The sequence below is a fragment of the Microbacterium sp. NPDC057659 genome, assembly GCF_042799915.1.
In the GTDB taxonomy this organism is placed as follows: Bacteria; Actinomycetota; Actinomycetes; order Actinomycetales; family Microbacteriaceae; genus Microbacterium.
In genome coordinates, this window is sequence record NZ_JBHVHU010000002.1 from 492,040 (window position 1) to 513,848 (window position 21,809).

Genomic DNA, 21,809 nt, shown 5'->3' on the forward strand with positions numbered 1-21,809 from the left:
TCTTGGAACTGCCCCACGGTGATCTGGAGGAGTTCCGCGCCGAGCATCCGTTGGCCGGGGTGATCGAGATGGTCCGCCGCCTGCTCTTGCCCGGCTCCCGAGAGGACTCCGGTGTGGTGATCGCCGTCGGTGATCGGGCCGGACGGATGCTGTGGATCGACGGAGACCTGGGCATGCGGGTCGGCTCCGGCGAGGTCGGCATCGTCGAAGGGGCGAACTGGGCGGAGGAGAGGATGGGGACGACGGCTCCTGGCACCGCACTGGTGCTGGGGCGTTCTGTGCAGATCCACGAGTACGAGCACTTCAACCGATCTATCCAGCCATGGTCCTGCTCGGCCGCGCCGGTGTTCGACCCGGAGACCCGGGAGATCCTCGGCGTCATCGACGTCACCGGCCGCGCGGAGGCGGCTTCGCCGCAGGCCGGCATGCTGATCGATGCCACCGCGCGCGCTGTCGAGGCGGAGCTGCTTGTGGCTCGTCTGCGAGCACGGGCACTCGCACCGGCGCGACCTGCGCCGGCGCACGCCGCGCGGCGCAGCACCTCCATCGCGCCGCCGACGCTGCAGGTGCTGGGCCGTTCGCGCGCGCGTCTGGAGAGTTCCTGTGGCGGGAGTGCCGTAGACCTGTCGCTGCGGCACGCCGAGATCCTGCTGATGCTCGCCGTGCACCCTCAGGGGCTGTCCGCCGAGCGGCTGGGAGAGGTCATCTACGGTGATCGCTCCTGGAGCGACACGCTGCGGCCCGAGATGGTGCGGTTGCGCAAGGTGTTGGCCGGGCTGGCCCTCGACCTGCACATCGAATCTCGGCCGTATCGCCTCACCGGGCCGATCGAAACCGATGCTCAGAACGTGCTCTCGCTGCTCGGACGCGGAGCGCACCGGGTCGCTCTTTCGGCATACAGGGGAGCGGTGCTCCCCGACTCGAGAGCGCCCGGCGTGGAGGAGTTCCGCGAAACGGTGCGCGCTTCTCTGCGCGAGGTGATGGTCGGCGAGGCCGCTCTGGATGTTCTTCTCAGCTATGCCGACACGGACGACGGGGCGGATGATCCGGAAGTGCTGCGCCTCTGTCTGAGGATGCTGCCGGCGCGATCGCCGAAGCGCGCCGCTCTGGTGGCGAGGGCTGAGCGTCTCGAGCGCGACTGATCCGAGATCGTTCGCAACCTCTTGCAACGTGTGCGGGCCTACCCTGTGTCCTGACGCACAGTCCCCAGCTGTTCACGTCACAGGCGAGGTGTTCTCATCCTCGCGACCGGGGGGACGGGGTGGGAGTCGTCCCCAGCGGCACCCACCCCCGAATCCTCCCGGTTCTGCGCTCCGATCGCAGGATCAGCGGAAGAAGAGCGCCATGCCGCCGAACAGTTGCGGCAGGATCCACAGCCCGGCGATCAGCGCGAAAGCGATGATCGTGATCCAGGGGATGCCTCGGCGCAGCCGGCGCCCCTGCGGGGCGACGCCCGGCGGGGGCGCCAGCATCCCGACCGGGGGAGCGAACGGCAGAGCGGATGCCGGAGCAACCGGGCCGACCGCGGCCGGCGCCGCCGCGGGCGGTAGATGGTCGTCCCGCCAGCGGGCCCACTGATCGAACTTCGTCAGCAGCGCACCGACCGTGCCGAACAGCCATGCCCAGGTCGCCGGGTCGAGCGTCGACACGGGACGCTGCATGTACAGGAACATCCAGTCGTCGACGATCTCCACATCGAGCTGCGCGGCGTGGTCGATGAAGCGCGCCATGATGTCGGGCGTGAACAGGTAGAGCGCGTCGCGCTCGTACCCCGCCGGACAGTACAGCGTGAAGTACCGGTCGAAGTCGCCCTCGAGGGACAGCCGCTGGTCCTTCGAGAACGACGCCGGCAGGTTGCTGCCCAGGGCGTTGTTGCCGAGCGCGTCCAGCACGATGTTCGGCAGCGGCACGTCGAGCTTGACGGCGATGTAGCCCCAGCTGTGCGTCGTGGAGTTCTTGCCCGAACCGGTCGTGTACTGGTAGTTGCCGAACTCCACGAATCGGGGCTGACGTCCGCGCAGTGCGAGGTCCGCATGCCGGGAGTGACCGTTCTGGAAGATCATCCCCGGCAGCGGCGGGTCATCGATGCGCCCGACGAACTCCATGCCGTTCGCGGCCGCGAACCGCGACAGGCGATACGCCTGGATGCGGCCGTTGCGGAGATTCACGATCAGGATCACGACGACGACGATGAAGACCGCACCGATCAGCAGGAAGGGAAGCAGGCCGACGATCCCGAAGCCGAGATCGCCCGAGATCACGCCGAGCACCATCGGTATGAAGACCAGCGGGATGACGGTGACCGCGAGCAGGGCGAACACGACGATCACGATGACCGTCGAGGCAGTCGCGCCCGTACTGCGGTTCGCGCGCTGCTCCCTGCCGAAGGCGCGCACGGCCTGCATGTCGACCGGATCGGTGAGCGGGCGCGCGTCGAACGTGGCGCCGGTCACCTGTTGACCTCGTCGCCGTCCCAGGTGAGGTCGGCGTCCTCTGCGATCGCGAACGCTTCGAGTGCCGGGTCGGCGATGATCGTGGCGATCAGGTCCGCCGAACCTGCGACGACGGTGGAGTCGAAGTCGATCTCGCTCACCATCACCCAGGACCGGTCCTCGGGCCACAGCAGATTCGGATGCTGCGCGTCGCCGCCGTCTCCCCAGGGAGCGCTCGCGCCCCAGCCCGGGTCGGCGAAGGCCGAGGCGCCCGCGGCGAAGGTCACGTACTCGCGGCCCGGCAGCTCCAGCCGCGGAGACTTCGAGATCTCGTCGGAGAGGATGCCCGGCTGCCAGGTCGGTTTGCGGAACGGGTTGTTGAACGCGTCATGGATGCTCTGCTGCAGCATCCGCTCGTTCGCCGGATCCGCGCCGAACTGGAAGTAGGCGCTCGATGCGGCCTCGCCGAAGAAGCCGACCAGGCCGCCCCAGCCGTCCCAGATCGCCGCGACCCCGGCCTCCGGCGTCGTGGTGTGCGCGGCGAGGTGCCGCGCGATCCCGGCGAACAGGTCCGGGTCGATGACGCCCTCTTCGGGCGAGGTGAACTCGCGCCCGTCTGGCGCGATCCGCACGTGCCAGTCGCCCTCGGGCGGGGTGCGCACGATGCGCTGCCACTGCGCAAGCGAGTGCAGGGTCGTGCCGAAGGCGGCAGCGGTCTCGGCCCAGGTCGCGGGCCCGTCGACGAAGCGGCCGATCAGGTCCACCTGCTCGGCATCCGACATCCGATCCCACTCGTCGAAGGAGGGAACCGCGCGATCGGGCAGTGAGCGCACCTGCGCCGGATGCAGGATGCGCGCGTATGCGGGGAAGCCGTGCGGCACGACGCCGAGGTCGTCATCGAGCAGAGGGCGCAGCCAGTCGCCGATCGCGGGGTCGCCGATCCAGTCCATGGGCTCCACGGTACCGGGGTGCTACGACCGCACGAGCGGCAGCACCTCGTCGCCCAGATACGCGACGTGCTCGGTGTCGCACAGATCCATCAGCTGGAAGTGGATGCGGTCGACGCCGAGCGCGCGAAGGCCATCGATGCGCTCGGCGATCTCGTCCGCGTCGCCGGTGAGCGTGGCACTGCCGCGCACGTCGTCGAGGGTGCGGCCGGCAGCCTCCGCCCGTCGTCGGATCTCGGATTCGGTCGCGCCGGCGAACGTCGGCAGCGCGACGGACATCTTCAGCGTCCTCGGATCGCGCCCGATCGCCTCGCAGGCAGCACGAACGCCGGCGAGCTTCTCGGCGACGACATCGTTCGGCTGGAAGCCGATGTTGAACTCGGTGGCGAAGCGCGCGGCGATCGCCGGCGTGCGGCGTGGTCCGCCTCCTCCGACGATCACGGGCATCCGGCTCTGCACCGGCTTCGGCAGCGCGGGAGCGTCATGCAGCGAGTAGTGCTCGCCGGAGAACGAGAACGTCTCGCCGACGGGCGTCCGCCACAGGCCGGTGATGACGGCCAGCTGCTCCTCCAGCATCCCGAAGCGGCGTGCCGGGAACGGGATGCCGTAGGCGCGATGCTCGTCCTCGAACCACCCGGTGCCGAGCCCGAACTCCACCCGCCCGCCGGACATCGCGTCGACCTGCGCGACCTGGATCGCGAGGATCGCGGGCGCGCGGTGCGTGGCCGACGAGACCAGCGTGCCGAGCCGGATGCTCGTGGTCTCACGGGCCAGACCGGCGAGAGTGATCCAGGCGTCGGTGGGACCGGGCAGGGGAGAACCGGCGCCCATGCGCATGTAGTGGTCCGAGCGGAAGAAGGCATCGAATCCGTGCCGCTCCGCGGCGAGGGCGCAGGCCAGCTGGTCGTCGTAGCTGAAGCCCTGCTGCGGCTCGGTGAAGATCGTGAACTCCATGGGATCACGCTAGCGGCGTCACCTCGCGTTCATCTCGTCGTCGCCCTCGCGTCAGGTCGGTGACGCACGATCGGCTGATGGCCGCACCGCTCGTGACCGTGATCCTGCCCGCGAAGGATGCCGCGGAGTACATCGGCACGACGCTGGAGACCCTCACGCGGCAGTTCGATGACCCCGGCTCGCTGAAGCTGGTCGCGATCGATGACGGCTCGACGGATGCCACGGGCGATCTCATGCGCAAGTACGCCGCGCGCTTCGACCGGGCGGAGGTCGTGGTCAATCCGCAACCGCGAGGGCTGGCGACCGCTCGCAACCAGGGTCTCGCGCACGTCGAGGGCGATGCGCTCTGCTTCCTCGACGGCGACGACTGGATGCAGCCGCGCCGGCTCGAGGTGCTGGTGCGCAGGCTGCACGAGTTGCGCTGCGACTTCCTGCGCACCGACCACATCACGGTGAAGAAGGGGGAGCGCCGGCTGGTGCGTGCGCCGTTCACGCACCGCGGCGTGCCGGCGGACCCGCGGGCCGGGATCCTGCCCGCGGACGATCGCACGATGGTCGACTACCCGTACGCCTGGGCGGGCATACTGCACCGTCGCGTGCTCGACGAGGGCGTGGCGGGCTTCAGCGACGGGCTCTTCACCGCCGAGGACCGTCCCTGGATCTGGCGGCTGCACCTGCAGGCGTCGTCCTTCGGGGTGGTCGACGCTCCGCACCTGCTGTACCGGCGAGGGGTGACCGACTCGCTGTCGAGGACGCTCGATCGCCGCCAGCTGGACTTCAGCCGCGCGCTCGGCGAGGTGCTCGACCTGGTTTCGCGCGACCAGGAAGCCGCACGGCTGATGCCGAAGGCGGTGTCGACCGTGCTCGCGCTGAGCGCGCACCACCTCGTGCGCGCCCGCCGGATGCAGCCCGCTGTGCGCAGGGAACTGCGCGCCGGCATCCGGGACCTGCTCGCCCGGCTGCCCGCCGACGCGACGGCCGAGGCGATCGCGCAGCTCGACGGCCCTCGCCGCCGCGTGCTCGCGCGCACCCTGCGGGAGGCCGCGCGCGACGGCGCAGCGGCGGATGCCGCCCCGCATGCTGCGTCCTCGCCGGTGGCCTCTTCGCCGGCGGCCCCCGCACCGTCCCGATCTCACTCGTCGCGGGTGTCGGGGCACCCGGACCCGCAACGAGTGCGACCGGAACCGCCGGAACGCTCGCTTCGGTCGCAGGGAGCCGCACGATGATCCGGGTCTCGGTGCTCGGCGCGCCGGTCCGCCGGATCCTCCGCGTGCCCCTCGCGGGCTCGACGTCGGACGGACTCCGGGTGACGGTCAGCGCCGCGATCCCGACTGCTGTGACGGCGAGGCGCGCCCCTTCGGTCCTCTCGCATCGTCTGCGGGTACGCAGCCAGGTGGACCCGCAGCGAGTGCGACCGGAACCCGTTCAGCAGGAGGCGCGGCGATGATCCAGATCTTCGCGCTGCACAGCGGGTACGGGCTGATGACTGCCGCCGCGGCCATCGACGCCGGCCTGCTCGGCGACGCCGAGCGGATCCTCGTGCCGATGAACACGGCGAAGGTGCCCGAGACGGCGATCGACCTCGCGACCACGCCGCGGATGCGCACCCTGCGGACGCGGTTCGATCGGATCGAGCCGCTGAACCCGCTCGTCGATCCGCGGCATCCGACCGCCTGGCAGCCCGAGGAGCAGGACCTGCCGATGCTGGAGAGGCTCTTCCGCCGTGCGTGGGAGATCGGCGAGGAGCGCGTCGAGCTGTACGTGCAGTCCCCGCAGGTCGCGCCCGCACTCACGCTGATGAGGCTGTTCCGCGATGCACGACTCGGCGTGATCGGCGACGGCCTGATGACCTACTCGCCGATCCGCAGCCGGCTGCCGCGGCAGGTCACCGAACGGGTCGCGCGGGTCGTGTACCCCGACGTCGTGCCCGGCATCGCGCCGCTCGTCTTCACCGAGACGGGAGCCGAGCGGATGCCGGTCCCGCCCGCCGCCTTCGGCGCCGCCCTGCACGAGATGGGTGACGCCACCCCGGACGCGGCGCTCGACGCGCTCGCCGCAGACGGAAGCCGGACGGCACTCGTGCTCGGGCAGTACCTCTCCGCACTGCGCCTCGTGTCGGCGGAGGAGGAGACGGCCATGCAGGTCGCGATGGTCGATCGCGCGGCATCCGCCGGTGCCGAGCGCATCGTCTTCAAGCCGCATCCCTCCGCGCCGCCCGCTCTGCGCGACGCGCTCGCGACCCGGGCGGCGGAGCGGGGCGTCGCGTTCGCGGCCTATGAGGGCGACCAGCCGGCCGAGTACGTCGCGCAGCAGCTCGGCGCGACCGATGTCGTCGCCGGGTTCTCGACCGCGCTGCCGACTCTGCGCGCCCTCTCCGGCATCCGCACGCACGCCGTCGGCACCCGCACGGTGCTCACCAGGCTCGCGCCTTTCGAGAACAGCAATCGGATGCCGGTCACGATCGTCGATGCCCTGGAGCGCGATGCGTTCGCCGCGCCGGGCGCGCTGCAGCGACTCGTCGACGCCGTCGGCTACGCGATGCAGCCCGAGATCATGGCTCACCTGCGGGAGGACGCGGTGTCGTGGCTGGCCTCCGTGCCGGCATCCGTGCGGGAACGGTACGTGCCCGCGGAGCGCCTGCGCGCGCTCGACCTGCCCGGCGCCCCCGCGCCCACGACGACGCAGCGGATGCTCGAGTCGACCGGTGGCGTCGGACGCGTCGAGGAGCTGCGTCTCCACGCGGCCGGCGCGAAGCGCCGTGCCCGCCGCGCCTGGAAGGCGGTGACCGGTCGGTGAACACGGCACTCGCACTGTTCCGGCCTCAACCGTTGCGCGTGCGGCAGCGGCGGGACCCGCAACGAGTGAGACCGGAGCTGAAAGGGCAGAGGAGCCGAGGATGAACGACAGCGGACTGACGGTCGCGATCATCCCGGCGCGCGGCGGATCGAAGGGCGTGCCGGGCAAGAACCTGCGCCGGGTCGGCGGGATGCCGCTCGTCGAGCGGGCGGTGCGGGCCGCGGCACCGGCCGTCGACCTCGTCGTCGTGAGCACCGACGACGCGGCGATCGCCGCCGTGGCCGCGGATGCCGGGGCGCGGGTCGTCGACCGACCCGCCGAGCTGTCCGGCGACGAGGCGACGTCGGAGAGCGCGCTGCTGCACGCTCTCGACGTGCTCGAGGCCGAGGGGCTACGGGTCGGCACCGTCGTGTTCGTGCAGGCGACCTCGCCGTTCATCCCGACGGAGGGCGTCGCCGAGGCGGTCGCCCTGATCGAGGGCGGCACCTACGACAGCGTGTTCTCGGCGTACGAGACCTACGGATTCCTCTGGCGGAGGGATGCCGGGGGGAGGGCCTCCGCGGTCAACCATGACGCCGCGCACCGTCCGCGCCGCCAGGACCGCGAGCCTCACCATCTGGAGACGGGGGCCTTCTACGCCTTCGACGCGATCGGCTTCCGGCGCTTCCGGCACCGCTTCTTCGGGCTGGTGGGCATCGTGACCGTGCCCGAGAGCACCGCGATCGAGATCGACGACGAGCAGCAGCTCGCCCTGGCCGAGGCGCTCGCCTCCGCACCGGCGCCCGCGCCGATCCCGGCCGTCGCTCTCGTCACCGACTTCGACGGCGTCCACACCGACGACACCGCGACCGTCGACGAGCACGGGAACGAGTCCGTCCGCGTCAGCAGGGAGGACGGCATGGGCGTCGCGCGGCTGCGCCGGGCAGGGGTTCCGATGCTCATCCTCTCCACCGAGCAGAACACCGTCGTGGCCAGACGAGCCGAGAAGCTCCAGGTGCCCGTGCTGCACGGCATCGACGACAAGGCGGCCGCGCTGGCCGCCTGGGCTGCGGAGCGCGGCATCCGTCTCGAGGACATCGCGTACGTGGGCAACGACGTGAACGACCTCGGCCCGCTCGGACTCGTGGGCTGGCCGATCGCCGTCGCGAACGCGCATCCGCAGGTGAAGGCCGCGGCTCGCGTCATCCTGACCCGCCGCGGCGGCGAGGGCGCGGTCCGCGAGGTCGCCGAGCGGATGCTGGCCGCGCGGGTCTGATCACGGGCCGTCACGCCTGCAGGCATGACGCACGCCCGTGGGCAGAGACAGGCCCGTTTCTGCCTGCATCCGTGCATCCTGCCTGCATCCGTGACGACCTCCGACTGACATGACCCCGTCACCGCCCCGCCGCCTGGGGTTCACCTGCCGCCCGTAGACCGGAGGGGTGGGGGACCGGAGACCCCAGGAACGGAGCGTCATCATGACCGTCAGCATCGGAGATCGTGTGGTCGGCGGGGGCCGCCCCACGTACGTCATCGCCGAGATCGGCCTGAACCACAACGGCGACGTCGAGATCGCCAAGAAGCTCATCGACGTGGCCCGCGAGGCCGGCGCCGACGCGGTGAAGTTCCAGAAGCGCACCCCCGAGATCGCCACGCCGGAGCACATGCGCGACGTGCCGCGGGAGACGCCGTGGGGCACCATGACCTACCTCGACTACCGCCGCCGCGTGGAGTTCGGCCGCGACGAGTACGTCGAGATCGGCGACTACGCCACGATGGCCGGGCTGCACTGGTTCGCCTCGCCCTGGGATGTGCCGAGCGTCGAGTTCCTCGAGGACCTGGGCGTCGTCGCGCACAAGGTCGCCTCGGCGAGCCTCACCGACACCGAGCTGCTGCTCGCCCTGCGCGAGACCGGCAAGCCCGTCATCCTCTCCACGGGCATGTCGACGACGGAGCAGATCGACAGGGCGCTGGACACCCTCGGCACCGACCGCACGATTCTCATGCACGCCACGTCGACGTATCCGATGGAGCCCGGCGAGGCGAACCTGAAGATGATCAGCACGCTCCGCGACCGCTACGCCGGTGTGCCGGTCGGGTACTCCGGGCACGAGCGCGGCCTGCAGATCTCCCTCGCCGCCGTCGCCCTGGGCGCCGTGGCCGTCGAGCGGCACATCACCCTGGACCGCGCGATGTGGGGATCCGACCACGCCGCCTCGCTCGAGCCGGGCGGGTTCGAGCGCCTGGTCCGCGACATCCGCGTGATCGAGGAGGCGCTCGGCGACGGCGTCAAGCGCGTCTACCCCGGCGAGCTCGCCCCGATGGCCAAGCTGAGGCGCGTGGGAGCATGACCTACCCCGGCAGCCGGGCCCCGCGACTGCGGGTGGTGGCGATCGCAGACGCGGACTCGTTCGTGAAGTGGTCGGCCGCGCTGCTGGACCGGGTGCCCGACATCAGCCAGCACATGCTGCTGGTGCGCACCCCGCTGGTCGTCAGCGACGCGCAGAAGCGCTCCGCGCTGGCCGGCACCCGCTTCGCCGAGGATGCTCGATCCGTCACCCGCATCGCGCACGCCGAGGTCGCGTCGTGGCTGGCCCGCGACCGCGCGGACGTGGTCGTGCTGGCCGGCCGTGCGCCGTTCGTGCGGCTGATGGGCCGCGAGATCGACCGCCTCGCCGAGCGCCCGATCGTCGTGAGCGGCCTGCCCGGCATGTCGATCCCCGCGCTGCGCGGCGCGCTCGAGTACCGCCGGCACAGCGACCTGGTCGTCGTGCACTCGCGCCGCGAGGTGGCCGCGTACTCCCGGCTCGGGCGACGGATCGGCGTCACCGTGCCGATCGCCCTGGCGACCCTGCCGTACGTGCCGGATGCGGATGCCGCGGCCGAGGGCGCTCCGCGCTCGCCGCTGCGCGGCACCGAGGCCGAGCTGCTGAACGGTCCTGGCACCGACCTCGTCTTCGCGGCGCAGGCCCTCGTGCCCGCCGCGCACGAGGAGCGCCGCCGGATGGCCGAGATCCTGCGTCTCGCTGCAGTCGCCGACCCGAGCAGACGCGTGGTCGTGAAGCTGCGCTCGCGCCCGGGCGAGGTCGAGACGCACGAGGAGCGCGACCCCTACACCGATCTGCTCGAGGACGCACCGGAGAACCTCGTGCTCTCCTACGCGCCGATGGCCGAGGCGCTCGTCACCGCACAGGGGCTGGTCACCGTCAGCTCGACGGCGGCGATCGAGGCACTCGGCCACGGTGTGCCGGTGATCGTCCTGGACGAGTTCGGGGTGCGTCCAGAACTGCTCAACAAGGTCTTCGAGGGCAGTGAGCTGACGGGCTCGGCCGAGGACGTGATCGCGCGTCGGTTCCGGCATCCCGATGCGCTCTGGGCCGCAGCCAACTACTTCCACCGGCCCGACGAGTCGATCTGGTGGGACGAGGTGCGCGATCTCGTGGCGCTGCGCCGGCGAGGGCTGCTGCCCGCGCGCACCGTGCCGCGCCCGCGCGGCGGAGCGCTGCACACCGCCTGGCACCGCAAGAGCGTGCTCGGCGCCGAGGACCGCACGATCACCGGCGCGATCGCCGGGTTCGTCGGGGCGCCGATCGCCAGTGCACTGCTCGCCAGGAAGCGCCGCCGCGCGGCATCCGATGGCAGGGAATGGCGCGATGACGCGAGCGATTTCACGCTCGCTCCGTCGCCGCTGTCCGAACCTGTGCAGAGGCACGGCCTCGTCATCCGCTAGACTGTTGTGGTTGTCTGCCCGGCGGCACTCTGCTGAAGGCGCGGATGACGTGCAACACACCCTCCTGCTTCCGGGAAAGTCCCGGGAGCCGTTCTAGTCCGAAGGAGGTGGGTAAGTGACGCACCAGTACGAGCTCATGGTCATTCTGACCCCTGAGCTGGACGAGCGACAGGTTGCCCCCAACCTCGACAAGTTCCTGAAGGTCATCACTAACGATGGTGGCTCGATCGACAAGGTCGACATCTGGGGCAAGCGCCGTTTCGCCTACGAGATCAACAAGAAGACCGAGGGCATCTACGCCGTCGTCAACTTCACCGCGACCAGCGAGGCCACGCAGGAGATGGACCGCCAGCTCAAGCTGAGCGAGCTCGTCTTCCGCACCAAGGTCCTGCGTGCCGAAGAGGCACAGGCCATGGTCGCCGCAGAGGCCAAGCGCGCCGCTGAGAAGGCTGCTCGCAAGCCCAAGGCTGCGAAGGCGTAAGCGCCATGGCCGGCGAAACCGTCATCACCGTGGTGGGGAACCTCACCGCCGACCCCGAGCTGCGCTACACGCAGAACGGGCTGCCGGTGGCGAACTTCACCATCGCCTCGACCCCGCGCACCTTCGACCGTCAGGCGAACGAGTGGAAGGACGGCGAAGCGCTGTTCCTCCGCGCCTCGGTCTGGCGCGAGTTCGCCGAGCACGTGGCGGGCTCGCTGACCAAGGGCATGCGCGTCATCGCTCAGGGTCGTCTGCGTCAGCGTTCGTACCAGGACCGGGACGGCAACAACCGCGTCTCGATCGAGCTCGAGGTCGATGAGATCGGCCCCTCGCTCCGGTACGCGACCGCTCAGGTCACGCGCGCAGCATCCAACAACAGCGGTGGCGGCAGCTTCGGCGGCGGCGGGCAGTCCCGCCCGCAGCAGCAGGTCTCGGAAGAGCCGTGGTCGACCCCCGGCTCGTCGAGCGCCGACGCCTGGAGCACTCCGGGCAGCTTCGGCGACGACACCCCGTTCTAAAGAACTGCGGATGCCGCAGGCATCCGAACTCATCTCGTAAGGAAAACTCATGGCTGGAAAGTCGAGCGGCGACCGCCGCAAGCCGCGGAAGGGCGCGAAGAACGCCGCTCCCGCGAAGTCCATCCGCGTGGGCGTCATTGACTACAAGGACGTCGCCACGCTTCGCAAGTTCATCTCGGAGCGTGGAAAGATCCGCGCCCGTCGTATCACCGGTGTCTCGGTGCAGGAGCAGCGTCTGATCGCCAAGGCGATCAAGAACGCGCGCGAAATGGCGCTCCTGCCCTACGCTGGCGCTGGCCGCTGAGGGGTACCGACATGGCAAAGCTGATTCTCACGAACGAGGTCGCCGGGCTCGGTAGCGCAGGCGACGTCATCGAGGTCAAGAACGGGTACGCCCGTAACTACCTCATCCCGCAGGGCTACGCCGTGGCGTGGACCCGTGGCGGTGCCAAGCAGGTCGAGTCGATCCAGGCGGCCCGCAAGGCCCGCGCGATCCACGACCTCGACGAGGCCAAGGACCTCAAGGCGAAGCTCGAGGCCGGACGGGTTCGCCTGTCGGTCAAGGCCGGCGCCGAGGGTCGTCTGTTCGGTTCGGTGAAGCCGGCCGACGTGGCCGACGCCGTCTCCGCCGCAGGCATCGGCTCGATCGACAAGCGCAAGGTGCACATCACCGCTCCGATCAAGTCGGTCGGCGACCACGAGGCCACGATTCGTCTGCACGACGACGTGACCGCCGTGATCACCCTCCAGGTGATCGCCGCGAAGTGATCCCCTTCCCTCGCCTCGGCTGCTGAGCGAGCGAAGCGAGACGAAGTACGGATGCCCCGTTCTCCTCGGAGAGCGGGGCATCCGGCGTATCCGGGGTCCTGCGCACGGATGCCGCGGGATTGGCTCTTGGATCCAGAATGCAGTTTCCACTACGCTCTGAGCATGGCCACATCCGCAGATTCCGGTTCGTCCCCTCAGGAGCGCGCCGACGCGCTGCAGCAGATCGCCCGCCGTCACGGTGCGGGCTACCGCTCGGTCGGCGAGATGGCCTACGACATCATCCGGGAGGGCATCCTCGACGGCACCCTGCCTCCCGGCACCAAGCTGCGCCAGGAGACGCTGGCCGACACCATCGGCATCTCGCGGCTGCCGATCCGCTCGGCGCTGATCCAGCTCGAGGCCGACGGCCTGGTCGAGTTCCACGCCCGCCGCGGCGCGATGGTCCGCGCGCTGACGGTGCAGGAGGCCACAGAGGTCTACCACCTGCGCTCGGTGCTCGAGCGCGAGGCGCTGCGCCTGGCGATGGCCGAGATGACTCCCGAGCGCATCGCGCGACTGCGTGAGCTGGCCGCAGAGGCCGACGCGACGTCGGAGGGCGGTGCGTTCGTCGAGGCGCGCTCCGAGTTCTACGCGACGCTGTACGACTCGGCGGCGCGACCGCTGCAGTGGGAGCTGATCGAGCAGCTGCGCCTGAAGCTCGGCCGCTACGTGCTGGGCTGGCGGATGGTCTCGACCGAGGGGCACCGGCACTCGCACGAGGAGCTCGTCGAGGTGGTCGCGACCGGTGACGCCGAGAAGGCGGATGCTGTGCTGGCGCACCACCTCGACCACGTCCGCGACGGCGTGCTCGCCCTCCTCGGCGTGGAGTGAGCAGGGCGAGCACGCCCGGGTGATCAGGTCACCGCACCCCGCTGTGAGAACCGCGGCTCGCGCCACACCTCGGTGCGCAGGATGTCTTCGAGCGCTGCGATCGCGTCCCACACGTCGGCGTGCGACGTGTACAGCGGCGTGAATCCGAACCGGATCAGATCAGGGGCGCGGAAGTCGCCGATCACGCCGCGTTCGATCAGCGCCTGCATGATCGGATAGCCGTCGGAGACTCGCAGCGACACCTGGCTGCCGCGCCGTGCGGACTCCCGGGGCGTCACCACCTCGACGTCCCAGTGCGGGCTGAGTCGGGCGTCCACGAGCGCGATGAACAGCTCGGTGAGCCGCAGGCTCTTCTCGCGCACCTCCGCCATGTCGACCTCGGCCCACATGCGCAGCGACGCCTCGAGACCGGCGACCGAGAGCAGCTGGGGTGTGCCGACGCGGAACCGCGTGATGCCCGCGGCGGGCGCGTAGCCGACGGTGAAGTCGAACGGCCTGGCGTGTCCGTGCCATCCGGTCAGCGCTGGCCGGGCATCCGCCTGATGCTGCCGCGCCGCCCAGATGAACGACGGCGAACCCGGCCCGCCGTTGAGGTACTTGTAGGTGCATCCGACGGCGAAGTCCGCGTCGGCGCCGCGCAGGTCCACAGGCACCGCGCCGGCGCTGTGACAGAGGTCCCACACGACCAGCGCGCCGGCGGCGTGCACCCTGCGGGTGACCTCGGCCATGTCGTGCATCCGCCCCGTGCGGTAGTCGACGTGCGTGAGCACGACCACCGCCACGTCGTCGTCGAGCACCTCGTCGAGGGTCGGACCGTCGTCGGCGATCAGCCGGCGCTGCCGCGGCTCCGCGCCGCCGAGCAGCTCCTGAACGCTCTCGAGCATGTACAGGTCGGTGGGGAAGTTGCCGCGCTCGGCCGCGATCGTGCGCCGGCCGGGCCGAAGCCTGGCGGCCGCGACGACGGCTTGGAAAAGGCTGGCTGAGGTCGAGTCGCCCAGCACCACCTCACCGGCGCCCGCACCGACGATCGGGGCCACCAGATCTCCGACCGCCTGCGGCTTGTCGAACCAGCCGGCATCGTTCCAGCTGCGGATGAGGCCGGTGCCCCACTCCTCGCGGATCACGTGCTGCACGAACTCCGGGGTGTCGCGCGGCAGCGCCCCCAGCGAGTTGCCGTCCAGATAGACGACGCCCTCGGGAAGGTCGAACCGCTCGCGGAACTGCGCCAGCGGGTCGGCGGCGTCCAGCGCCTCGCAGGTGCCCCGGTCGATCGCTGGGCGGGTGTCGGTCGTGGTCATCACGGGGTCCTCTCACTCAGGACGTCGGCGTGCAGATTCAGGAATCGCAGGGCGTTGCCGCGGCGGATGGCGTGCCGCTGCATGTCGTCGAGGAACTCGGCGCGCTCCACCACGCCGCCCACCGGACGCTCGCCGAGCGGGTAGGGGTAGTCGCTGCCGACCATCACCTGGCTCGCGCCGAGGGTGTCCACCAGCATCCGCAGCGCATTCGGGTCGAAGACGACGGAGTCGACGCTGAACCGGTCGAGGTACTCCGCCGGCGGGCGCTCACTGACGCCGATGACATCCGGGCGCTGCTGCCAGGCGTTCTCGAAACGGCCGAGCCAGAACGCGAACGACCCGCCGCCGTGCGCGAACGCGAGCCGCAGCGTCGGCGGAACACGGTCGAACACCCCGCCGAGGATCATCGCGATGATCGACAGGTGCGTCTCGGCCGGCATGCCGGTCAGCCAGCGGGCCATCCAGCGGTCCAGTCGCGGCGAGCCAGGCATGTCCCAGGGGTGCACGAACACCGGGATGCCGGAGTCCGCGCAGTGCTGCAGGAACGTCACCGTGCCCTCGTCGTCGAGGTCGCGGTCGCCGACGTGGTTCCCGATCTCGACGCCGGCGTGGCCGGAGGCCATGGCCCGGTCGGCCTCGGCGCACGCGGCATCCGGATTCTGCAGCGGAACCTGCGCGAACGGGATGAGCCGGTCACGGGCGGGTGCGCAGATCTCCAGTGCGAGGTCGTTGAAGATGCGGGCGACCTTCACGGCCTCGTCGCCGGTCTTGTCGTAGGAGAAGAACAGCGGTGTCGGAGAGACGACCTGCATGTCCACGCCGTCGGCATCCATGTCGGCGAGCCGGGTCTGCGCATCCCAGCACTCGATGCCGATGCGGCGGAATTCGGTCTCGCCGAGCATGATCATCGCCTCGCGCTCGGAGTCCACACGGAGCGTCGGCCAGAGGCCCGGCCCGACCTGCGCGGACAGGTCGGGCCAGGAATCCGGCACGAAGTGCGTGTGGACGTCGATCGTGCCCAACTCGGTTCAGCCCTTGCCGGGGTGGATGGCGCCGCAGCTCGGGCAGGTGCGGCCCTCTTCGCTCTCGTAGAACGCTGTGAACACCGGCGGCAGGTCCTCGACGATGTCGCGCACCTGCAGCTCGACCTCGTGCACCTTGGTGTTGCACTCCGGGCAGAACCAGGCGAACTTCTCCAGCGTGCCTTCCTCGCGGATGCGCTCGATGACGATGCCGATCGAGCCGGCCTCGGGGCGCTGCGGGGAGTGGAACACGTTGCCGGGCAGCAGCCACATCTCGCCCTCGCGGATGTCGATGCGCTTCAGGCCCTCATCCGTCTGGATGTTGACGTGCATGTTGCCCTTGTACTGGTAGAACCACTCCTCGTAGGGGTCGAAGTGGAAGTCGGTGCGCTGGTTCGGGCCGCCGACGACCTGAACGATGAAGTCGTTCATCGGGATGAACGCCTGCTTGTTGTTCACCGGAGGCTGGAGCAGGTGCTCGTTCTCCTTGATCCACGCCGGGAAATCGATGACGGGTGGGATGGTGGTCATTTCTCCTCCTTGAGTACAACGGGGTTCTGCGGACGCATCGCGATCGCCTGGATCTCGATGCGCAGGTGCGGGTGCGGCAGCTGGTGCACGGCTACCGTCGTGCGTGCCGGGCCCTGCTCGTCGAAGTACTCCGCCCAGACGGCGTTGTACTCGGCGAAGTCGTTCATGTCGACCAGGAACGCGGTCGTCTGCACGAGATCCTCCAGGCCGCAGCCGGTGGCGGCGAGGATCTCGCGGATGTTCTCGATCACCGCGCGGGTCTGCACGGCGATGTCCAGTCTGGTGGCTCCGAACTCGTCGGCGTCCGCGCCGGCGATCGTGTTGTCCGGACGGCGGCTCGAGGTGCCCGAGACGAAAACCATCGCCCCCGCGACCTTGGCGTGCGGGAACCGCCCGCGCGGGGTCGCCTTGCCGGTGACCATGACGCCCTCGCTCATCGGATGCTCCTCTCGATCCGTACCGACACCCGGCCGAGCCCGGTGATCGTCGCCTCGACGACGCCCTGTGCGGGCACCTCGACCGCGGCGGTCGCGGCACCGGCGAGCAGGATGCCGCCGGCGTGCGCCGGGAAACCCTGAGCGGATGCCAGCCGCAGCGCGGCCTGAGGAGCGCGCGCCGGGTCGCCGAGGATCGCTGCGGTGGATCCGGTCTGCACCAGGCGTCCGTCGATCTCGAGCAGCACCGCGCGATTGCCGAGAGGCCCGACCTCGGCCGGATCGCGCCACTCGCCGATCACGAACGCGCAGGCGGAGGTGTTGTCGGCGACCACGTCGGACAGGTCGAAGCGGAAGTCGCGGTAGCGCGAGTCGATGATCTCGAGCGCCGGCGCGACCGCCGTCACGCGCGTGGGATCCTCGGGGTCGAGCAGGTACGCGACCTCGGGCTCGATCCGGGGATGGATGGCGGATGCCGGGTCGAAGGCACCGCCGTCGGAGATGCGCATCCCGTCCGTCAGACTGCCGAGGATGATGTCGTCGACGCCCATCTGCACGGCCTTGGCGCGGCTGGTGAAGCCCAGCTTCAGGCCGACGGCCCGCTCGCCACGCGAGATCCGGCGGGTCAGCAGCGCGTGCTGCACGGCGTAGGCGTCGGAGAGGTCGAGAGCGCCGCCGGCGGAGAGCTGCTCGATCGCCGCGGCATCCTGCTGGGCGCCGTCGAGACGTGCGGCGAGAGCCGCGAGCTCCGTGCTCATGCCGCACCGTTCTCTGCGGCACCGTCACGTGCCGCGACCAGATCCAGCGCGACGTCGACGATGAGGTCCTCCTGGCCGCCGACCATCCGGCGCCGGCCGAGCTCGACCAGGATGTCGCGGGTGTCGAGGCCGTACCGCTGCGCGGCGCGCTCGGAGTGCAGCAGGAAGCTGGAGTACACCCCGGCGAAGCCGAGGGTGAGGGTCTCGCGGTCGACCCGCACCGGGCGGGTCTGCAGCGGACGGATGAGCTCCTCCGCGGCATCCTGCAGGGCGAACAGATCGCAGCCGTGCTCCCAGCCGAGCAGGTTCGCCACGGCGATGAACGGCTCGATCGGGCAGTTGCCCGCCCCTGCGCCCTGCCCGGCGAGGGAGGCGTCGACGCGGTACACGCCGTGCTCGACGGCGGTGACCGAGTTCGCCACCGACAGCGACAGGTTCTCGTGCGCGTGGATGCCGATCTGCGTCTCCGGACGCAGCACCTCGCGGTAGGCGTCCACGCGGTCGGCGACATCCCTCATGGTCAGCCGGCCGCCGGAGTCGGTGACGTACACGCAGTGCGCGCCGTAGGACTCCATCAGCCCGGCCTGCGCGGCGAGCGGCCGGGGGTCGTTCATGTGGCTCATCATCAGGAAGCCCGACACGTCCATGCCGTGCTCGCGCGCCCAGGTGATGTGCTGAGCCGAGACGTCCGCCTCGGTGCAGTGCGTGGCGACGCGCACGCTCTGCACGCCGAGGTCACGGGCCCGCTCGAGGTCGTCGATGGTGCCGATGCCGGGCAGGATCAGCGTCGTCAGCTTCGCGTTCTTCACGACGGATGCCGCGGCCTCGATCCACTGCAGGTCGGTGGCGGCGCCGTGACCGTAGGTGACGCTCGAGCCGCCCAGGCCGTCGCCATGGGCCACCTCGATCGCGTCGACCCCCGCAGCATCCAGTGCGCCGGCGATCGCGCGCACGTCGTTCAGCGAGTAGCTGTGCCCGACGGCGTGCATCCCGTCGCGCAGGGTCACATCCTGTACGTAGACCTTCATGCCGCCGCCTCCGTCCGGGTCGCGACCAGGTGCTCCGCGGTGCGCAGCGCCGCACTGGTCATGATGTCGAGGTTGCCGGCGTACTCCGGCAGGTAGTGTCCGGCGCCCTCGACCTCGAGCAGCACGGTGACCTTCGTCCCGCGGAACGGGCGGTCCAGCGCGGGCACGTAAGCGTGGTCGACGGCATCGAACTGCACCTGCTGCTTCAGGCGGTACCCGCCGACGTAGTCGCCGACATCCGTGACCATCCGCTCGATCGAGTCGCGCACCGCGTCTTCGTCCACGTCGCCCTCCACCAGGCAGAGCACCGTGTCACGCATCATCAGCGGGGGCTCGGCCGGGTTCAGCACGATGATCGCCTTGCCGCGGCCTGCACCGCCGACCTGCTCGATCGCGCGGGCGGTGGTCTCGGTGAACTCGTCGATGTTGGCCCGGGTGCCGGGTCCCGCCGACTTCGAGGCGATGGACGCCACGATCTCGGCGTAGGCCACAGCGGCGACGCGGGACACGGCGGCGACGATCGGCACGGTCGCCTGCCCGCCGCAGGTGACCATGTTCACGTTCGAGGCGTCGCGATGCTCGTCGATGTTCACCACCGGCACGACGTAGGGGCCGATCGCGGCGGGCGTCAGGTCGACCATCAGAAGGCCGTGCTCGCGCATCAGGGCGTCGTTGCGGGCATGCGCGCCTGCCGAAGTGGCGTCGAAGACCAGGGCGACGTCGTCGAACTCCGGCATCCGCAGCAGCCCCTCGACGCCCTCGTGGGTCGTCGCGACGCCGAGCCGGCGTGCGCGGGCGAGGCCGTCGGAGGCCTCGTCGATGCCGACCATCGCCACCACGCGGAGCGTGTCGGACAGCCTCTTGATCTTGATCAGCAGGTCGGTTCCGATGTTGCCGGAACCGATGATCGCCACGCCGACGCTCATGCCGCCGTCCTTTCCGAGGGGATGAAGTCCGCGCGCACCTCGCCGAGGCCGTCGAGGCGGGCGCGGTACACACCGGCGGCTGCCGCGACCATGGGACCCAGCGCCCCGGACAGGATGATCTCGCCCGCGCGCAGCGGCCGGCCGTGCCTGGCGACCGCGCGTGCGAGCCAGGCGACCGCGATCACCGGGCTGCCCAGGCAGGCGGCGCCGGACCCGGTCGACACCGGTTCGCCGTCGTGGTCCAGGCTCATCCCGAGCGCGGTCAGGTCGAAGCCGTCCAGCGATCGGGGCGTGGTGCCGAGCACCACGGCTCCGCTGGAGGCGTTGTCGGCGATCGTGTCGGTGATGCGGATGTCCCATCCGGCGATGCGCGAGTCGACGACCTCGATCGCCGGCAGCACGAACTCGGTCGCGCGCAGCACGTCCGCGACGTTCGCAGTGGGGGAGTCAAGGTCGCGGCCCAGCACGAAGGCGACCTCGGCCTCGACCCGCGGCTGCAGGAAGCGGCCGAGGTCGAGAGGCTCGCGATCGGCGGCGATCATGTCGTCGAAGAGCACCCCGTAGTCCGGCGAGTACACGTCGAACTGCGCCTGCACCGACGGCGAGGTGAGGCCGATCTTGCGGCCCGCGACGCGCGCACCGGCCGCGATGCGGCGATCGGTCTCCACGGACTGCGCCGCGTAGGCGGCATCCTGATCCGTCTCGCCGAGCAGGTCGCGCACCGGGGCGCACGGCGTGCCGGAGCCGGAGGCCGCGCGCAGCCGTGCGGCCGCCTGGTCGATCGCGGATGCGCCGCTCACAGCTGCACGCACACGTTCGTCGGCTCGGTGTAGAAGTCCAGCGAGTGGGTGCCGCCCTCTCGGCCGATGCCGGAGAGACCGACGCCGCCGAACGGGCTGCGCAGATCGCGCAGGTACCAGGTGTTCACCCAGGACATGCCGACGTTCATGCGCTGCGCGACGCGGTGGCCGCGGCTGAGGTCGGTGGTCCAGGTCACCGCGGCGAGGCCGTAGTCGGTGTCGTTCGCGAGCGCGACGGCCTCGTCCTCGGTGTCGAACGGGATGAGGGCGGCGACGGGGCCGAACACCTCCTCGCGCACCACGCGGTGCGAGTTGTCGAGCCCCGCCCACAGGGTCGGCTCGATCCAGGAGCCGCCGTCGAGACCGTCGCCCAGGGTGGGGACGCCACCGCCGGCGAGCACGGTCGCGCCCTCCTCGACGGCCAGCCTCAGGTACGACTGCACCTTCTCGCGGTGGGCCTGCGAGATCAGCGGACCGGTGGTGGTCGCCGGGTTCTCCGGGCGGCCGAGGCGGAGGCGGGAGGCCTGCTCGGCGAGGCCGGCCGCCACGTCGTCGAAGATCGCGCGCTGCACGTAGATGCGCTCGGTGCACAGGCACACCTGCCCGGTGTTCAGGTAGGTGGAGCGGGCGAGGCCGGCGATCGCGGCGTCGAGGTCGGCATCGGCGAAGACGACGGCCGCGTTCTTGCCGCCCAGCTCGAACGACACAGGGCGCACCCGCGGCGCCACGGCGCGCATGATCGCCGAACCGGTCGAAGACTCACCGGTGAAGGTCACGCCGTCGATGCCCGGATGCCGGGTGAGCATCTCGCCCGCGGAGTCGGTGCCGAATCCGTGCACGACGTTGACCACGCCGGCGGGCACGCCGGCCTCGGCGAGGATCTCGGCGAGCAGCGTCGCCGACGACGGCGTCTCCTCCGAGGGCTTGATCACCACGGTGTTGCCCGTGGCCAGCGCCGGTGCGAGCTTCCAGGTGAGCAGGAGCAGCGGCAGGTTCCACGGCACGATCACGGCGACGACGCCGAGCGGCTTGCGCACGGCGTAGTTCAGCGCATGCCGTCCGTCGGGCAGATCGGTGAGGTACGAGTCGAGTCCGGCGGTGGAGACCGTGTCGGCGAACGAGCGGAAGTTCGCGGCGGCGCGGGCGACGTCGAGGTCGCGGGCCAGCGTCTCCGGCTTGCCGGTGTCGCCGACCTCCGCGGCGACCAGCTCATCTGCGCGACGGTCGATCGCGTCGGCGACACGGCGCAGCAGCCGGGCGCGCTCGGCTACCGGCATCCGTCCCCAGGGGCCGTCGAAGGCGGCGCGCGCGGCGGCGACCGCGCGGTCGACCTGCTCGGCGCCGGCCTCGTGCACCTCGCCGATGACGCTTCCGTCGACCGGGTTCACCTTGAGGAACGTGCGGATGCCGTCGACCGGCTCGCCGGCGATCATGTTGCGGATCGCTCGCGGGTTCCCGCTGCGCTCGGCGGCGGGGAGGGGAGGCGTCATCGTCTCGGGGGCCATGTGCTCAGGCTAGGAACCGGCGAGGGATGCCG

23 protein-coding genes are annotated in these 21,809 nt (G+C 70.7%); 11 read left to right on the forward strand and 12 right to left on the reverse strand.

The features are described from left to right. Positions 1 to 2: 2 nt before the first annotated feature. On the forward strand, positions 3 to 1,142 hold the full coding sequence (locus ACFVAE_RS10950; protein ID WP_378891687.1) for a GAF domain-containing protein: 1,140 nt from the start codon (positions 3 to 5) through the stop codon (positions 1,140 to 1,142). Between the two features lie 183 nt (positions 1,143 to 1,325). On the opposite strand, the gene ACFVAE_RS10955 is transcribed toward ACFVAE_RS10950, so the two are convergent. The 3 genes from ACFVAE_RS10955 to ACFVAE_RS10965 are packed head-to-tail and all read right to left on the reverse strand — an operon-like array spanning position 1,326 to position 4,333. Beyond that, a complete protein-coding gene (locus ACFVAE_RS10955) occupies positions 1,326 to 2,453 on the reverse strand; it encodes a hypothetical protein (RefSeq protein ID WP_378891690.1) in 1,128 nt (375 codons plus the stop codon). Further along, positions 2,450 to 3,382 (reverse strand): hypothetical protein, encoded by a 933-nt coding sequence (locus ACFVAE_RS10960; protein ID WP_378891693.1) that lies wholly within the window; start codon positions 3,380 to 3,382, stop codon positions 2,450 to 2,452. The genes ACFVAE_RS10955 and ACFVAE_RS10960 overlap by 4 nt, the downstream gene beginning before the upstream one ends. 21 nt (positions 3,383 to 3,403) lie before the next feature. Next, entirely contained in the window at positions 3,404 to 4,333 is a 930-nt protein-coding gene (locus ACFVAE_RS10965; protein ID WP_378891696.1) for an LLM class F420-dependent oxidoreductase, read from the reverse strand. 77 nt (positions 4,334 to 4,410) lie between these two features. On the opposite strand from ACFVAE_RS10965, the gene ACFVAE_RS10970 reads away from it, so the two are divergent. From ACFVAE_RS10970 to ACFVAE_RS11015, 10 genes are all read left to right on the forward strand, one after another. Next, on the forward strand, positions 4,411 to 5,559 hold the full coding sequence (locus ACFVAE_RS10970) for a glycosyltransferase family 2 protein (protein WP_378891699.1): 1,149 nt from the start codon (positions 4,411 to 4,413) through the stop codon (positions 5,557 to 5,559). Positions 5,560 to 5,776: 217 nt separating this feature from the next. Then, positions 5,777 to 7,129, forward strand: a complete 1,353-nt coding sequence (locus ACFVAE_RS10975) for a polysialyltransferase family glycosyltransferase (RefSeq protein ID WP_378891702.1) — start codon at positions 5,777 to 5,779, stop codon at positions 7,127 to 7,129. Positions 7,130 to 7,229: 100 nt separating this feature from the next. After that, on the forward strand, positions 7,230 to 8,384 hold the full coding sequence (locus ACFVAE_RS10980; protein ID WP_378891704.1) for a cytidylyltransferase domain-containing protein: 1,155 nt from the start codon (positions 7,230 to 7,232) through the stop codon (positions 8,382 to 8,384). 202 nt (positions 8,385 to 8,586) lie between these two features. After that, positions 8,587 to 9,459: an N-acetylneuraminate synthase family protein gene (locus ACFVAE_RS10985; protein WP_378891707.1), complete on the forward strand. Its 873-nt coding sequence runs from the start codon at positions 8,587 to 8,589 to the stop codon at positions 9,457 to 9,459. Beyond that, the gene (locus ACFVAE_RS10990; protein ID WP_378891710.1) at positions 9,456 to 10,838 is read left to right on the forward strand and encodes a DUF6716 putative glycosyltransferase; all 1,383 of its coding nucleotides are present in this window, start codon (positions 9,456 to 9,458) and stop codon (positions 10,836 to 10,838) included. The genes ACFVAE_RS10985 and ACFVAE_RS10990 overlap by 4 nt, the downstream gene beginning before the upstream one ends. A gap of 115 nt (positions 10,839 to 10,953) precedes the next feature. Continuing rightward, positions 10,954 to 11,319 carry a 30S ribosomal protein S6 gene (rpsF, locus tag ACFVAE_RS10995; protein ID WP_378855382.1) on the forward strand — a complete coding sequence of 122 codons (366 nt, stop codon included), beginning with the start codon at positions 10,954 to 10,956 and terminating at the stop codon, positions 11,317 to 11,319. A 5-nt stretch (positions 11,320 to 11,324) separates the two neighbouring features. Then, a complete protein-coding gene (locus ACFVAE_RS11000) occupies positions 11,325 to 11,837 on the forward strand; it encodes a single-stranded DNA-binding protein (RefSeq protein WP_378891713.1) in 513 nt (170 codons plus the stop codon). Positions 11,838 to 11,886: 49 nt separating this feature from the next. Continuing rightward, entirely contained in the window at positions 11,887 to 12,141 is a 255-nt protein-coding gene (gene rpsR / locus ACFVAE_RS11005; RefSeq protein ID WP_040168021.1) for a 30S ribosomal protein S18, read from the forward strand. A gap of 11 nt (positions 12,142 to 12,152) precedes the next feature. Continuing rightward, positions 12,153 to 12,605 carry a 50S ribosomal protein L9 gene (rplI, locus tag ACFVAE_RS11010; RefSeq protein ID WP_378855378.1) on the forward strand — a complete coding sequence of 151 codons (453 nt, stop codon included), beginning with the start codon at positions 12,153 to 12,155 and terminating at the stop codon, positions 12,603 to 12,605. Positions 12,606 to 12,767: 162 nt separating this feature from the next. Further along, positions 12,768 to 13,475 (forward strand): GntR family transcriptional regulator, encoded by a 708-nt coding sequence (locus ACFVAE_RS11015; protein WP_378891716.1) that lies wholly within the window; start codon positions 12,768 to 12,770, stop codon positions 13,473 to 13,475. Between the two features lie 23 nt (positions 13,476 to 13,498). Here ACFVAE_RS11015 and kynU read toward each other — a convergent pair whose 3' ends face one another. Genes kynU through ACFVAE_RS11060 form a run of 9 tightly spaced genes read right to left on the reverse strand, consistent with a single transcriptional unit; the run spans position 13,499 to position 21,777 of the window. Then, positions 13,499 to 14,773, reverse strand: a complete 1,275-nt coding sequence (gene kynU, locus ACFVAE_RS11020) for a kynureninase (protein WP_378891718.1) — start codon at positions 14,771 to 14,773, stop codon at positions 13,499 to 13,501. After that, on the reverse strand, positions 14,773 to 15,795 hold the full coding sequence (locus ACFVAE_RS11025; protein ID WP_378891721.1) for an amidohydrolase family protein: 1,023 nt from the start codon (positions 15,793 to 15,795) through the stop codon (positions 14,773 to 14,775). The genes kynU and ACFVAE_RS11025 overlap by 1 nt, the downstream gene beginning before the upstream one ends. A gap of 6 nt (positions 15,796 to 15,801) precedes the next feature. Then, positions 15,802 to 16,326: a 3-hydroxyanthranilate 3,4-dioxygenase gene (locus tag ACFVAE_RS11030; protein ID WP_378891724.1), complete on the reverse strand. Its 525-nt coding sequence runs from the start codon at positions 16,324 to 16,326 to the stop codon at positions 15,802 to 15,804. Continuing rightward, complete coding sequence (locus ACFVAE_RS11035) at positions 16,323 to 16,763, reverse strand: RidA family protein (RefSeq protein ID WP_378891727.1); 441 nt, start codon at positions 16,761 to 16,763, stop codon at positions 16,323 to 16,325. Before ACFVAE_RS11035 ends, ACFVAE_RS11030 begins: the two co-directional genes overlap by 4 nt. Next, the gene (locus ACFVAE_RS11040) at positions 16,760 to 17,518 is read right to left on the reverse strand and encodes a 2-keto-4-pentenoate hydratase (protein WP_378891730.1); all 759 of its coding nucleotides are present in this window, start codon (positions 17,516 to 17,518) and stop codon (positions 16,760 to 16,762) included. Before ACFVAE_RS11040 ends, ACFVAE_RS11035 begins: the two co-directional genes overlap by 4 nt. Continuing rightward, complete coding sequence (dmpG, locus tag ACFVAE_RS11045) at positions 17,515 to 18,546, reverse strand: 4-hydroxy-2-oxovalerate aldolase (RefSeq protein WP_378891732.1); 1,032 nt, start codon at positions 18,544 to 18,546, stop codon at positions 17,515 to 17,517. The genes ACFVAE_RS11040 and dmpG overlap by 4 nt, the downstream gene beginning before the upstream one ends. Next, entirely contained in the window at positions 18,543 to 19,472 is a 930-nt protein-coding gene (locus tag ACFVAE_RS11050) for an acetaldehyde dehydrogenase (acetylating) (protein WP_378891735.1), read from the reverse strand. The genes dmpG and ACFVAE_RS11050 overlap by 4 nt, the downstream gene beginning before the upstream one ends. After that, on the reverse strand, positions 19,469 to 20,272 hold the full coding sequence (locus tag ACFVAE_RS11055) for a 2-keto-4-pentenoate hydratase (protein ID WP_378891738.1): 804 nt from the start codon (positions 20,270 to 20,272) through the stop codon (positions 19,469 to 19,471). The genes ACFVAE_RS11050 and ACFVAE_RS11055 overlap by 4 nt, the downstream gene beginning before the upstream one ends. Next, positions 20,269 to 21,777, reverse strand: coding sequence for a 2-hydroxymuconic semialdehyde dehydrogenase (locus tag ACFVAE_RS11060; protein ID WP_378891741.1), 1,509 nt, complete (start codon positions 21,775 to 21,777; stop codon positions 20,269 to 20,271). The genes ACFVAE_RS11055 and ACFVAE_RS11060 overlap by 4 nt, the downstream gene beginning before the upstream one ends. Positions 21,778 to 21,809: the final 32 nt, after the last annotated feature.